The 13,602-nt window shown below is 31.9% G+C and carries 16 protein-coding genes; 9 read left to right on the top strand and 7 right to left on the bottom strand.

Going from position 1 to position 13,602, the window contains the following annotated elements; translation table 11 throughout:
- Positions 1-18 precede the first annotated feature (18 nt).
- From mltG to ACIQ66_RS02590, 4 genes are all read left to right on the top strand, one after another.
- The gene (gene mltG, locus ACIQ66_RS02605) at positions 19-1,062 is read left to right on the top strand and encodes an endolytic transglycosylase MltG (RefSeq protein WP_396211253.1); all 1,044 of its coding nucleotides are present in this window, start codon (positions 19-21) and stop codon (positions 1,060-1,062) included.
- Positions 1,063-1,090: 28 nt separating this feature from the next.
- The gene (locus ACIQ66_RS02600) at positions 1,091-1,558 is read left to right on the top strand and encodes a PEGA domain-containing protein (protein WP_396211252.1); all 468 of its coding nucleotides are present in this window, start codon (positions 1,091-1,093) and stop codon (positions 1,556-1,558) included.
- Between the two features lie 21 nt (positions 1,559-1,579).
- The gene (locus tag ACIQ66_RS02595; protein ID WP_396211251.1) at positions 1,580-2,491 is read left to right on the top strand and encodes a DUF2279 domain-containing protein; all 912 of its coding nucleotides are present in this window, start codon (positions 1,580-1,582) and stop codon (positions 2,489-2,491) included.
- A gap of 98 nt (positions 2,492-2,589) precedes the next feature.
- Complete coding sequence (locus tag ACIQ66_RS02590) at positions 2,590-3,225, top strand: peptidoglycan-binding protein LysM (protein ID WP_396211250.1); 636 nt, start codon at positions 2,590-2,592, stop codon at positions 3,223-3,225.
- Positions 3,226-3,229: 4 nt separating this feature from the next.
- On the opposite strand, the gene ACIQ66_RS02585 is transcribed toward ACIQ66_RS02590, so the two are convergent.
- The 3 genes from ACIQ66_RS02585 to dnaA are packed head-to-tail and all read right to left on the bottom strand — an operon-like array spanning position 3,230 to position 5,895.
- Positions 3,230-3,943, bottom strand: a complete 714-nt coding sequence (locus tag ACIQ66_RS02585) for an SAM-dependent methyltransferase (RefSeq protein ID WP_396211249.1) — start codon at positions 3,941-3,943, stop codon at positions 3,230-3,232.
- 6 nt (positions 3,944-3,949) lie between these two features.
- Positions 3,950-4,417 carry a low molecular weight protein-tyrosine-phosphatase gene (locus ACIQ66_RS02580; protein ID WP_396211248.1) on the bottom strand — a complete coding sequence of 156 codons (468 nt, stop codon included), beginning with the start codon at positions 4,415-4,417 and terminating at the stop codon, positions 3,950-3,952.
- Between the two features lie 50 nt (positions 4,418-4,467).
- Entirely contained in the window at positions 4,468-5,895 is a 1,428-nt protein-coding gene (gene dnaA / locus ACIQ66_RS02575) for a chromosomal replication initiator protein DnaA (RefSeq protein ID WP_396211247.1), read from the bottom strand.
- Between the two features lie 188 nt (positions 5,896-6,083).
- On the opposite strand from dnaA, the gene ACIQ66_RS02570 reads away from it, so the two are divergent.
- Positions 6,084-6,482, top strand: a complete 399-nt coding sequence (locus tag ACIQ66_RS02570; protein ID WP_396211246.1) for an acyl-CoA thioesterase — start codon at positions 6,084-6,086, stop codon at positions 6,480-6,482.
- A gap of 4 nt (positions 6,483-6,486) precedes the next feature.
- Here ACIQ66_RS02570 and ACIQ66_RS02565 read toward each other — a convergent pair whose 3' ends face one another.
- Genes ACIQ66_RS02565 through ribD form a run of 3 tightly spaced genes read right to left on the bottom strand, consistent with a single transcriptional unit; the run spans position 6,487 to position 8,739 of the window.
- Entirely contained in the window at positions 6,487-7,092 is a 606-nt protein-coding gene (locus ACIQ66_RS02565; protein ID WP_396211245.1) for an IMPACT family protein, read from the bottom strand.
- 38 nt (positions 7,093-7,130) lie between these two features.
- On the bottom strand, positions 7,131-7,739 hold the full coding sequence (locus ACIQ66_RS02560) for an HAD family hydrolase (RefSeq protein ID WP_396211244.1): 609 nt from the start codon (positions 7,737-7,739) through the stop codon (positions 7,131-7,133).
- Positions 7,717-8,739 carry a bifunctional diaminohydroxyphosphoribosylaminopyrimidine deaminase/5-amino-6-(5-phosphoribosylamino)uracil reductase RibD gene (ribD, locus tag ACIQ66_RS02555; RefSeq protein WP_396211243.1) on the bottom strand — a complete coding sequence of 341 codons (1,023 nt, stop codon included), beginning with the start codon at positions 8,737-8,739 and terminating at the stop codon, positions 7,717-7,719. The genes ACIQ66_RS02560 and ribD overlap by 23 nt, the downstream gene beginning before the upstream one ends.
- A gap of 58 nt (positions 8,740-8,797) precedes the next feature.
- On the opposite strand from ribD, the gene ACIQ66_RS02550 reads away from it, so the two are divergent.
- From ACIQ66_RS02550 to ACIQ66_RS02540, 3 genes are read left to right on the top strand one after another with little or no spacing between them, the layout of a single operon-like run.
- Positions 8,798-9,274 (top strand): GNAT family N-acetyltransferase, encoded by a 477-nt coding sequence (locus tag ACIQ66_RS02550; protein ID WP_396211242.1) that lies wholly within the window; start codon positions 8,798-8,800, stop codon positions 9,272-9,274.
- Between the two features lie 27 nt (positions 9,275-9,301).
- The gene (gene prmC, locus ACIQ66_RS02545) at positions 9,302-10,207 is read left to right on the top strand and encodes a peptide chain release factor N(5)-glutamine methyltransferase (protein ID WP_396211241.1); all 906 of its coding nucleotides are present in this window, start codon (positions 9,302-9,304) and stop codon (positions 10,205-10,207) included.
- Positions 10,208-10,250: 43 nt separating this feature from the next.
- Positions 10,251-10,613, top strand: a complete 363-nt coding sequence (locus tag ACIQ66_RS02540; RefSeq protein ID WP_396211240.1) for a four helix bundle protein — start codon at positions 10,251-10,253, stop codon at positions 10,611-10,613.
- Positions 10,614-10,691: 78 nt separating this feature from the next.
- Here the strand turns inward: ACIQ66_RS02540 and ACIQ66_RS02535 are convergent, their stop codons facing one another.
- Positions 10,692-11,936: an ABC transporter permease gene (locus ACIQ66_RS02535; protein WP_396211239.1), complete on the bottom strand. Its 1,245-nt coding sequence runs from the start codon at positions 11,934-11,936 to the stop codon at positions 10,692-10,694.
- Between the two features lie 295 nt (positions 11,937-12,231).
- On the opposite strand from ACIQ66_RS02535, the gene hisS reads away from it, so the two are divergent.
- Positions 12,232-13,590, top strand: a complete 1,359-nt coding sequence (hisS, locus tag ACIQ66_RS02530; protein ID WP_396211312.1) for a histidine--tRNA ligase — start codon at positions 12,232-12,234, stop codon at positions 13,588-13,590.
- Positions 13,591-13,602 lie beyond the last annotated feature (12 nt).

The following is a 13,602-nucleotide window of genomic DNA, read 5'->3' as shown; positions in this document are numbered from 1 at the left end:
AAAATAATATTTTAAAATATGAATAAAATAAAGAAAGTAGTTAGCATTATTGCAGTTGTAATCATCACAATTGCTGGAGTTTATGGTTATAAATTATACAGAGATATTTTTAGTGCCAATACCAAATTTACGCAAGATCAAGTTTATGTTGAAATTCCAACCGATTCCGAATTTGAAAATGTAAAGAAAATTATAAGTCCTTATATTGAAGATATGGACAAGTTTGAAACAACTGCCAACAAAAAATCATATCCAAGAAATGTAAAATCAGGACGCTTTTTACTTAAAAAAGGAATGGGAAGCAACGCAATAATTAACTCACTTCGTCAAAATGTTCCCGTAAATTTAGCTTTCAATAACCAAGAAAGATTAGAAGATTTCGCAGGAAGAATTGCTTCACAACTAGAATGCGATAGTTTGAGTATTCTAAATGCTTTCAAAGACAAACAATTTTTAGAAGAAAATGGTTTTACCGAAGAGAATGTTTTAGCGGTTTGTATACCAAATTCATACGAATATTTCTGGAACACAACGGCCGAAAAATTCAGAGATAAAATGGCAAAAGAATACCGTAAATTCTGGACTGAAGAACGACAAGCCAAAGCTAAAGCACAGAATTTGACGCCAATTCAAGTTTCAATTTTAGCTTCAATTGTACACAAAGAAACTGTTAAAAAAGACGAACGTCCAACTGTTGCAGGCGTTTACCTTAATAGATTAAACAAAGGTATAAAACTAGAAGCTGATCCAACAGTAATTTATGCCGTAAAGAAAAATGCAAACGATTTTAGCTTAGTTATCAAACGTGTTTTAAACAAAGATTTAAAAACGGTTTCACCATATAATATGTATATGTACAATGGTTTGCCACCAGGGCCTATTGCAATGCCAGACATTACGGCTTTAGATGCTGTTCTAAATCCCGCAAAACACAACTATATTTATTTCTGCGCAAGCGTGACTAACTTTGGTTACCACGAATTTGCCGAAACACCAGCACAACACGAAGTTAACCGCCAAAAATATATTGAATGGGTTAACAATCAAGGAATAAAAAGATAGAAATTAATAGAAACGTAATAATTATATAATGAAGACAAAAATCATAATCAGTTTACTTGTATTTTTTTTGATAGCTAGCTGTGCTACAATAGTATCTGGATCTAAACAAAAAATTAAATTTGATAGCACACCAACAAATGCTAAAATTTATGTTGATAATGTTGAGATTGGAAAAACACCTTTTGTAACTAAATTAAAAAGAAATGGTAATTATAAGGTAAAGATACAGTTAGATGGGTATAAGGCATATGAAGTTAATTTAAAGAAAAAAATGAATGGTTGGATATGGGGAAATATTCTGATTGGCGGAATTGTTGGATATATTGTAGATGTTTCTACTGGTGCTATATATCGTTTGTCACCAAATGACTTAAAAGCTGTTTTGGCAAAGGATTTAGCACATAAAAAAAGTGAGAATAGTAATGTTTACATTTATGCTACATTAGATGTTGATAAAAATTGGGAGAAAGTTGGACAACTTGAAGTTTCTGAATAGCACATATTAGATTATTTGTTTATGAAGTTCAGCTTTTTATCAAACCTACTATATTTTTTGTGTCAATTTTCTTTGGCTCAATCTACTATTGAAAATTTTCTAAAACCAGCCGATTCTTTAGATATTCAAAGGAGAAATAGCGTTATAATTTCGCAAGCAGCAATTGCAACCACAACTTTTATTGGACTCAACGAACTTTGGTACAAAGAGTATCCAAAATCTAACTTTCATACTATAAACGATAATGCCGAATGGCTCCAAATGGATAAAGCGGGTCATGTTTTCTCAGCTTATCATTTAAGTAAAGCTAGTAGTGATGCCTTGGCTTGGAGTGGTGTAAGCAAAAAAAATCAATTGCTTTTTGGCGCAACTTCAGGATTCCTAATGATTTCTGCAATCGAAGTTTTAGACGGATATTCAAGTAAATGGGGCGCATCTGTTGGCGATTTATTAGCAAATGCTTCTGGAACTACTTTATATGTTTCTCAAGAATTAGTATGGAAAGAGCAGCGTATCGTTCCAAAGTTTTCTTTTCACACAACACCTTATGCTTCGGCAAGACCAAATGTATTGGGAAGTTCAGTCACAGAACAAGTTTTTAAAGATTACAACGGACAAACCTACTGGCTTTCTGTTAATATACATTCCTTTTTAAAAGGTTCAAAAATTCCTAAATGGTTAAATTTAGCTGTTGGTTATGGAGCTGAAGGAATGATTACAGGAAACGATAGTTTTACCAATACTATTTTCCTTCCAGAATCAAAAAGAGCAAGACAATATTACCTAAGTTTTGATGTTGATTTGACCAAAATTGAAACAAAATCCCATGTGTTAAAAACCATTTTTTCCATTTTTAACACTGTGAAAATCCCTAGTCCAACAATCGAGTTTAAGCATTTTAATGATGTTAAATGGCATTTAATCTATTTTTAGATAATATTAACGTATTGTTATTCAGTTTATTAAAATATTAATGTATCTTTGCTGAGCAGAAATTTCCTAGAGTGACAGTCTTCGAAGAAATCTACTTTATGATAAAGAAATGGATATTTTACTCGTCGTTACTAGTAATAGTTGCTTTTTTAAGTTTTGGTTTTAAACCTTTACAAACCAAAAATCAAGATTGGTTTAAAGTAAACGATGATGATGAATTACATTTCTTATTCCCTTCAGAAAATCCAATAGAATATAAAAGTTTAAATGTTCCTTTTACAGGAAAATATTTTATTGGTTTCAAAGAAGCAATCGCTTTTAAAGAATCACAGGGAAAATATAAAATGATAAATACCTTAGGGTATATGGGAAAATACCAATTTGGTAAAGAAACCCTTAAATCTGTTGGTATTACTAATAGTCTAGCTTTTTTAAATAATCCTAAAATGCAAGAAAAAGCATTTGTAGCTCTTGTTTCTAAAAACAAATGGGAATTAAAAAACGAAATAAATAAGTATTTAGGAAAAATTGTTGGTGGTGTAAAAGTAACTGAATCTGGAATCTTGGCAGCAGCACATCTTGGTGGTGCTGGTTCAGTAAAAAGATTTTTGCATACTAACGGTCAAAAAAAATGTAAAGATAAATACGGTTCTTCTGTAAAAAGTTACATGAGAATGTTCGGTGGTTATGAAACTTCTGGAATAGTAGCTAATAATAATGCAAGAGTAAGATGATGAATTACATTTTATGAATTATAAAAATAGTTGGTCTATTATGTAAATCAACTTTAGTTTTTTTCCAGTCATTTACACGTAAAGTTTTAATAAATTCTGTCGGAAGAGTTATATCTGTTGCTATACACAAATGAGTGTTTGGTTGCAACGTTTGGATTAAATCTTCTAGTAATTTATTATTTCGATAAGGTGTTTCAATAAAAATTTGCGATTGGTTTTTATCGTGAGATAACTTTTCAAGATTTTTTAATGCGCTTTTTTTCTCCGATTTGTCTATTGGTAAATAACCATTGAAAGTAAAACTTTGACCGTTCATTCCAGAAGCCATCATGGCTAATAATATGGAAGATGGGCCAACCAATGGTACAACTTGAATTCCTTTTTCGTGAGCAATTTTTACTATTGCAGCACCAGGATCGGCAATTCCAGGGCAACCAGCTTCACTCATTAATCCAATATTTTTTCCTTCCAAACAAGGTTGAATCATCTTGTAGTGTTCAGAAATTTCGGTATGTTTGTTTAAGGCGTTCAATATCAATGATGATTGCACTTTCTCAGGCTGTACACTTTTGATAAACTTTCTTGCTGTTTTTTCATTTTCAACAATGTAATCATCTATAAAATCAAGGCATCTTTTTACCGTTTGTGGCAAAACATCCATTGGTTCGCAGTCGCCCATTGTAGTTGGAATAAGATAAAGTTTACCAAATTGTTGCATAATTTATTAGGGATGTTTTTCAATTAATTTTGAAGCTACAACTGTACATGCTTCATCTAACATTTGATATACATTATCAAACCCATTTGCTAATCCGTAGTATGGATCGGGAACATCGACGTTTTCATTTGGGAAAAGCGCATTCAAAATTAGGTTAACTTTGTTTTTTTGTGATTCGTTTTCGGCAAGACTAATTACATCATTATAATTGGAATTATCCATTACAAAGATGTAGTCATAACTGTCAAAATCTGTTTTAGAAAATTGGCGTGCTTTTTGAATAGAAATATCCAATCCGTTTTTGTGTGCAACGGCAATTGAACGCTCATCGGGTTTTTTTCCAATATGCCAATTTCCAGTTCCCGCTGAGTCAACAGTGAATTTATTTGGAGCAAGTTTAGATGCTAATATTCCTTCTGCCAATGGTGAACGGCAAATATTACCAAGACACACCATTAAGATTTTAGTTGTCATTAAAAAATATTTTATGCAGATTTTAGGCTACAAAAATAAACAACTAAAAATTATAATGATAATTTCTTGTGAATATCTTCAACAAATTTCTTGAATTGCTTGTCAGTAGAAACTAGATTGTCAACAGTTTTGCATGCATGAAGAACTGTAGCGTGATCTCTATCTCCAATTTGTGAACCAATATTTGCCAAAGATGCTTTAGTGAATTTTTTTGCAAAAAACATAGCCAACTGTCTAGCTTGAACCACATGACGTTTTCTAGTTTTAGATTGCAAAATGTCTAAATCTAATTGGAAATAATCAGAAACAACTTTCTGGATATAATCAATAGAAATTTCACGTTTAACATTTTTAACAAATTTTTCTACAATTTGCTTAGCCAAATCTAAAGTAACTTCTTTTTTATTGAAAGAAGATTGAGCAATTAACGAGATAATGGCACCTTCTAATTCTCTAACATTTGATTTGATATTTCTAGCAACATATTCTATAATTTCGTCTGGCATATCAACACCGTCACGATACAGAATATTTTTTAAGATAGAAATTCTTGTTTCATAATCTGGTTGGTGTAATTCGGCAGAAAGTCCCCATTTGAAGCGAGATAATAAGCGTTGTTCAATATCTTGCATATCAACTGGAGCCTTATCAGAAGTAAGAATTACTTGTTTTCCATTTTGATGTAAATAATTAAAAATATGGAAGAAAACATCTTGCGTTCCTGTTTTTCCTGAAAGAAATTGAACGTCGTCAATAATCAATACATCAATTAGTTGATAAAAATGGATAAAGTCGTTTCTGTTGTTTTTCTTAACAGAATCAATATATTGTTGTGTAAATATCTCAGCAGAAATATACAATACCGTTTTTTCAGGGTATTTATCTTTTATTTCAACTCCAATAGCGTGTGCTAAGTGTGTTTTACCTAGACCAACACCTCCAAAAATTAATAGAGGATTGAATGAAGTTCCGCCTGGTTTATTGGCAACAGCCATTCCAGCCGATCGAGCTAAACGGTTAGAATCTCCTTCTAGGAAATTGTCAAAACTGTAGTTAGCATTAAGCTGTGACTCAATTTTAAGATTTCTAATTCCAGGAATTACAAATGGATTTTTCAATTCAGGATTAAGATTTTTGAATGGTGCGTCAACCTCTTGTGTTTTTACAGAGCTTCTATTATTGCTTGGCAATTGTTCAGTAAAAGGTTGTTTATTTCCATAAGTGTTCTCCATTTTAATTTTATAGAGTAACTTTGCATTTTTTCCGAGTTCTTTGGTGAGTGCAACTTTTAATAGTTTAACATAATGTTCTTCTAGCCATTCGTAAAAGAATTTGCTTGGAACCTGAATGTAAAGTGCATTATCGGTTAGCTCAACAGACTTAATCGGCTCGAACCAAGTTTTGTATGCTTGGTCTTGAATATTGTCTTTTATAAACGCTAGACAATTTTCCCATACAGATTGCGCAGTTTTGCTCATAAATTCTAGTTAGTATTAAAGGTTATCTTACATAAAGAAAAGGTCATTTTCCTCTATAAATTTGGGATAACAAATATGTGAACATTTTTTGTTAAAAAAAAATAAAATTGCTATTGATTTTTAAAAAATAATGTTGTAAGTGTTATTTTTTTGATGATGTAAATATATAAAAAATTAAAATAAACTAAATGAAACAGCACGAAATTAATGTAAGAGTTCGTTATTCAGAAACAGACCAAATGGGAGTCGTTTATCATGGCAATTATGCACAATATTTTGAAATGGGACGCGTTGAATGGCTTAGAAACATAGGGATTTCATACAAATGGATGGAAGAAAATGGAATTATGCTTCCAGTAGTTTCTTTAAATATAAATTACAAAAAACCTGCCAGATATGATGATTTATTAATTGTTAAAACAATTTTTAAAAAACAAGAATCAGTCAAAATTGAGTTTGATTATGAGATAAGAAATGAGAAAGATGAGTTGTTAACAATTGCTAACTCAACTTTGGTGTTTGTAGATATGAAAACAGGCCGACCTGTTTTTCCTCCTGAATATATTTTAGAGTTATTGAAAGAGTAAGGAACTACTCTTTTAATTTAATTTCAACTTCAAACAAATTTGAAAAAATGTCGAATACCATTTCGGCATTTTTTTTTCGAGTGGCAATTTCAATTTCACAACTCATTTCCATTTTTTGTGAAATGATTTCTATGTTTTTTTCTTTGATAACTCGCATTACTTTATTCATATTCTTATAATCAAAGGAAATAGCATAATGAATGTCGATAGTTTTTTCAATAATCTCAGCATTTTCTAATGCCATTTGTGCCGAAGTTCGATAAGCAGCTATCAATCCGCCGACGCCTAACTTAATGCCTCCAAAAAAACGAACTACTACAACTAAAATATTTGTTAGTCCAAAAGATTGAATTTGACCATAAATAGGCATTCCAGCCGTATTACTTGGCTCACCATCATCATTAGCACGAAATTGAATTTTGTCGGTTCCAAGCTGAAATGCATAACAACAATGCACAGCACCAAAATGTTTTTTGCGTAATATTTCTAAATGATTTTTTATTTCGTCTTCAGTAGTTACAGGAAATGCATAACCAAAAAACTTACTGTTCTTTTCTTTAAATAAAATCTCTTCCGAAGGAAAAGCAATAGTTTTATAGATGTCTTTCAAGGTTAGTAGTACAAATTACAATGTGCGAGAAAAATATTTTACAAAGGTAACTGTTTTTGTTTGTGCAAATCTACAACATCTTCTTTACCTACTTGCAAATTCCATACATGAATTCCCAAACTCTCGGCTGCGTCTGTATTTACTTTTTTGTCATCTACAAACAAAGTTCGTTTTGGAGATAATTCGTGTTTATTTAAAATGGTTGTAAATATCTTTTCATCAGGTTTTCTCATTCCCATCTCATAAGAATAGTAGACTTTTTCAAAGCACTGATAAAAGTCACTAAAAAATGAAATACCTACTTTTTTCTCAAAACGAGCGATATGAATTTCATCAGTATTTGTCAATAAAAAAAGTTTGTATTTATAGGAAAGCATTTGTAGAAATTCCAATCTATATAATGGAAAATCACCTATAATAGTGTTCCAAGCCTTTTTTATTTCTTCAACACTTGCATTTGGTATAAACTTAATAAAACTTTCTAAAAAATCTGATTCTGAAATTTCTCCTTTTTCAAACAAATCATTTTTGGCAGTCAACTCTTCGTTTAGCCCCTCTAAACCCAAATGTTTGAAGGCTTCCATTTGTGCTTCTTTCTCTAAATTGAGAAAAACATCACCAAAGTCAAAAATAATTGTTGTTATCATAATTGAAAAAAATTAGTAATTCATCTTCTAAAATTTCATTCCTATTTACTTTTTTAAATTTAATTTTGGGTGCTTTTGTACCTTGATTCAATATTATTTTTGACTTAAAAACTCTTGCTTCATCCCAAAGATTTGTATCTATAAACGTTTGCAAAGTCTTACTTCCACCTTCTATAATCACCGATTGAATTCCTTCATTAAATAAGAAGTCACCAATTTCTTGTGCAATATTGTTGCTGAAATTGATATTGCTTTTTGTGATTGAAATGGTTTTTGCTTGATTATCAAAGATATGACTTTCTTTTGAAATTCGGTTGTTTTGGTCTAAAACTATTCTAATTGGATTATTTCCAGCCCAATCTCTTGTGGTTAAACTCGGATTATCATCAATAACAGTCCTGGTTCCAACCAAAATAGCTTGTTCTTCACTTCGCCATTTATGAACTAATTGTCTTGAAAATATGTTAGTTAGCCAAACTGGCTCTTGCTTGTCTTTTGATAATGGTGCTATAAATCCGTCTTGACTTTCTGCCCATTTTAAAATTATATAGGGTCTTTTTTTGTTATGAAAAGTAAAAAATCGTTTGTTTAGTTCATTGCATTCGTCTTCCAAAATACCAACTGTAACTTTTTTTCCTGCTTCGAGTAATCTTTTAACGCCGTTACCAGCAACTTTTGCAAATGGATCAATGGTTCCAATTACCACATTCGGAATTTTTTTTGCTATAATCAAATCACAACATGGTGGTGTTTTTCCAAAATGGCTACAAGGTTCTAAACTTACATAAATTGTTGACTTAGAAAGTAATGATTTATCCTTAACAGAATTTATAGCAATGACTTCAGCGTGCGGTTCGCCTGCTTTTTGATGCCATCCTTCGCCAATTATTTCATTATTATATACAATCACGCTTCCAACCAACGGATTAGGATAAGTTGTTCCCAAACCATTTTTGGCTAATTCGATGCAACGTTTTATATATTTTTCGTGTATCTTCACATCACAAAAATATGTTTTTTTTGAGTTAGAAATTTAGAAAGTATAAAATTTAATTTTCATGATAATCAGAGAAATTCAACCCGAAGATAATCAACAAATTGCATGTGTAATTCGTCAAGTTTTTATTGATGATAATTATCCAAAAGTCGGAACTGCATTTGCCGATTCGCAATTAGATTATATGTTTGAAAATTACAATAAACCAAAAGCTATCTATTTTGTAATCGAAGAAAACGGAAAAATTATAGGTGGCGGCGGAATTGCAAAATTGGATAATTCGGATGAAAACATCTGTGAATTGCAAAAGATGTATTTTCTAAATGAAGCCCGTGGTAAAGGAATTGGCTTACAAATAATTGAAATATGTTTGCAAAAAGCAAAAGAATTTGGATACGAAAAATGTTATTTAGAAACGCTTCCCGAAATGCTTGTTGCTCAAAAATTATACAAAAAAGTTGGGTTTGACTATATTTGCTCACCTTTAGGCGGAACTGGTCACACAAGTTGTCCCGTTTGGATGATAAAAAGTATATAAATTCCAACCATAAAATTTCAAATTCCAATGTTAGTTAAAGAATACAAGACTACTTTTCTTAGTGAACTTTCTCCTTTATATGATGAAATGGAAATTGAAAGTTTCTTTTATATTATTTTAGAAAGCTTTCACAATAAAAAAAGAATCGACTTAGCCTTATACCCAGAAATGGAAATGGATGCGTTGCAACTATTACGTTGGCAAAGCACTTTAGCCGAATTGAAAAAAGAAAAACCGTTACAATATATTGTAGGAGAAACAGAATTTTACGGACTACCTTTTTTAGTAAACGAAAACACATTAATTCCTAGACCAGAAACAGAAGAACTTGTTGAATTAATAATCAAATCCTACAACCTACAACCTACAACCTACAACCCTAAAATTCTTGACATTGGTACTGGTAGTGGTTGTATAGCTATTTCATTAGCAAAAAACATTACAAATTCTCAAGTTTTTGCCATTGATGTTTCAGAAAAGGCTCTAACTACTGCTAAAAAAAATGCTGAAATCAATGAAGTTACTATCAATTTTATACAGGCAGATATTCTAAAAGTTGATGACTTAGAAAATCTATCAAATTACAATTCTAAACTTCCATCCCAATATGACGTGATTGTTTCCAATCCACCGTATGTGAGAAATTTGGAAAAATCCGAAATAAAACCAAATGTTTTAGAATACGAACCACATTTAGCCTTATTTGTAGATGACAGCGATGCACTACTTTTTTACAGAAAAATAGCCGAACTAGCCAAGAAAAACTTAAAAGAAAACGGAAAATTATACTTTGAAATAAACCAATATTTAGGAAAGGAAACGGTTGAATTGTTAGAGAATTTAGGCTTCAATGATGTTGTCTTGAAAAAAGATATTTATGGAAATGATAGAATTATTCAATGTACGAGGTACGATATACGAGGTACGAATTAGGAAAGGATTAAAGAAAAAGTTTATTCATTAAAATTTGATAATTATGATAGATATGAAAGCTAGAACCAAAAAGTTTACAATTGATTGTGCATTATTTTGCTCAAAATTACCTACTAGTAGAGAGTTTAATGCTTATGTAAATCAACTTATTAGGTGTTCAAGTTCGGTTGGAGCAAATTATCGAGCTTCACAAAGAGCAAAATCAACAGCTGATTTTATCAATAAGCTAAAAATAGTTGAAGAAGAAGCTGATGAAAGTTGCTTTTTTCTAGAAATTATTCAAGAAATCAACAAAGATAATGAGCTGAAAGTTGAAATAGAAAAACTTCTAAAAGAAGGAAATGAAATCTTAGCAATAACAGTAGCTTCAATAAAAACGGCAAGAAACAATCAAAACAAAAAATAAAACTTCAAAATTCCAACTTCTTATTTCGCATTTCGCACCTCGTATTTCGTACCTCGTATTTCGTACCTCGTACTTAATTTACTCATATCTCAACGCTTCAATAGGATCCAACTTCGATGCTTTCAAAGCAGGATAAGAACCCGAAACGATTGCTACTATAAAACTTGTTCCAAAAGCCGCCATAATCGCTTTCCACGGAATTACAAATGCAAAATCTAAAGCCGAAGAAATCCCATAACCAATAAGAATTCCTAATATAATTCCCAGTATTCCTCCAAGCTGACTAATAATTAAGGTTTCTACAAAAAACTGCCAAGCAATAGTATTTTTAGTTGCGCCAAGCGATTTTCTCACGCCAATTTCTCGAGTTCTATCGGTTACCGACACAATCATAATATTCATAAGCGCAATCGAAGAACCAAAAATGGTAATAATACCAATAACCCATGCGGCAATACTTAAATACCCAGTCATTTCGCCAATTTTGTTAACCAAATCATCACTTCTTGAAATCCCAAAATTATTTTCTTCAACTGGATTTAACTTTCGAACTTGACGCATTGTTATAGTTGCTTGGTCAATCGCCTCGTCGAGCATTTCTTTTTTATCAACCATTGTGCTAATAGTGTAATCAATACTTGGTTTAGAATAAAGAGAACGAGCCACTTGTATCGGAATCAAAATTCGTAAATCTTGACTATTTCCAAATGTCGAACCTTTTTCTTTTAATGCACCAATAACTTTAAATTTAGCACCGCGAATAGAAATTATTTTGTCAATCGGATTTACATCTTTCAGCAAACCTTTAGTCACAAAATCGGAACCAACAACACACATATAAGCGTTATTCTGAATATCTAAAGAGTTAAAATTTCGTCCTTGAATAACCTCCAGACCCGAATTGCTTACAAAATTCTCATCCACGCCAAGCACCTGAATTTCTGGATCGGTTTTCTGATTTTCAAATTTTATTTCTGCCGTTGCTGTTGCGGTAAATGATAACGAACTTCTCGTTAACGGGAACTTATATTTATCCTTAAAAAATCGAGCTTCAGGATACGAAATAATCGGATTTATTTTTTCTTCTTCACCGCCGCCACGTTGTCTGGTCACAAATTCGTATTGTGTAATATTAAAAGTGTTCGAACCCATCGACGAAAATTTCGAGTTCAGCATGCTATCAAGCGACGAAACCACCGACAAAATCCCGACAAGCGACATGATGCCAAAAGCGATAATCACCAATGTCAGAACGGTGCGCAGCAGTTGCGTTCGTATCGAACCAAAAGCAATTTTACTATTTTCTACAAAAAGTTTAAACATATACAAGTTTGACACGAAAGTACACTATTTGTTACAATTTTTCAGTTTTTTTTGAAGCTATTTCCAGCTTTACACTGCAATTTTTTTATTTTTAAAGAAAAAATAAAAAGGATTTCCGTTGCAATCTGGGCTAGGGCTAACCGTATCTATAGAATTTGTTTGCTAAATTTGATGAGATTCCTTCAGAAAGACAATGCACAACTGAAAACCGCAAACTATAACTTGTGTTTTCATCAAAAAAACAAGATATTTGCATAAAATTTATTCATCTAACACCCAACATCCAACTCTTAAAATGGCATCAAAACCAAGCATCCCAAAAGGAACAAGAGATTTTTCACCAGTAGAGGTTTCCAAACGTAACTATATCATTTCGATAATGCGACATCATTTCGAAAAATACGGTTACCAACCTATAGAAACACCTTCCTTTGAAAACTCCGAAACCCTTATGGGAAAATATGGCGATGAAGGCGATAGATTGATTTTTAAGATATTGAATTCTGGAGATTTTTTAGATAAAGTTTCAAGTGAAGAATTACAAACTATAAACGCTAAACAATTAACTGGTAAAATCTCCGAAAAAGCCCTTCGCTACGACTTAACTGTTCCTTTTGCGCGTTATGTGGTGCAACACCAAAGCGAAATTGAGTTTCCGTTTAAGCGTTACCAAATTCAACCTGTTTGGCGTGCCGATCGTCCACAAAAAGGACGTTTTAGAGAATTTTACCAATGCGATGCCGATGTAGTAGGTTCAACATCTTTATGGCAAGAAGTAGAGTTGGTGCAATTATACGATGCTGTTTTTGCCGCATTAGGTTTGGATGGCGTAACTATCAAAATAAATAATCGCAAAATCTTATCTGGAATTGCCGAAGTTATTGGCGCTTCCGATAAGTTAATAGATTTTACAGTTGCTCTAGACAAACTCGACAAAATAGGTGAAGATGGCGTAAAAAAAGAAATGCTCGAAAAAGGAATTTCCGAAGAAGCATTGATAAAAGTGCAACCTTTGTTCAATTTTGAAGGAACAATTCAAGAAAAAATAGAGAAACTTTCCACTTTACTTTCCACTTCAGAAGAAGGAAAAAAAGGAATTGAAGAATTAAGTTTTATTTGCGAAAACGTAACCAAATTAGGTTTGCAAAAAGCCATTTTAGATCTTGATGTAACCTTAGCAAGAGGTTTAAATTATTATACTGGTGCCATCTTTGAAGTTGCTGCTCCCAAAACTATTGCAATGGGCTCAATCGGTGGCGGTGGTAGGTATGATGATTTGACAGGAATTTTTGGGTTAAAAAACATGAGTGGCGTGGGAATATCGTTTGGTTTAGACAGAATCTATTTGGTTCTAGACGAATTGAATTTGTTTCCAGAAACGGTTATTACTTCAACTAAAGTAATGTTTTTAAATTTTGGCGAAAGCCAGTCATTTGAGGTTATGCAAACGGTTTACAATTTGAGAAAAAACAACATTAATGTTGAAATGTATCCAGATGCAACCAAGATTGACAAGCAATTTAAATATGCCGAAAGAAGAAAAATTCCTTTTGTTGTAAAAGAAATTACAGATGGAAAATTCACCCTCAAAAACCTAGTTTCTGGAAAACAAGAAATGCTTTCATTTGAAGAAATGCTTCAAGTTTTGCAATAAGATAATTTTGTG

This window comes from Flavobacterium sp. (assembly GCF_044377315.1).
Lineage (GTDB): Bacteria > Bacteroidota > Bacteroidia > Flavobacteriales > Flavobacteriaceae > Flavobacterium.
Note: the sequence above shows the minus strand (reverse complement) of the source record. Positions and strands in the feature narration are given on the sequence as shown.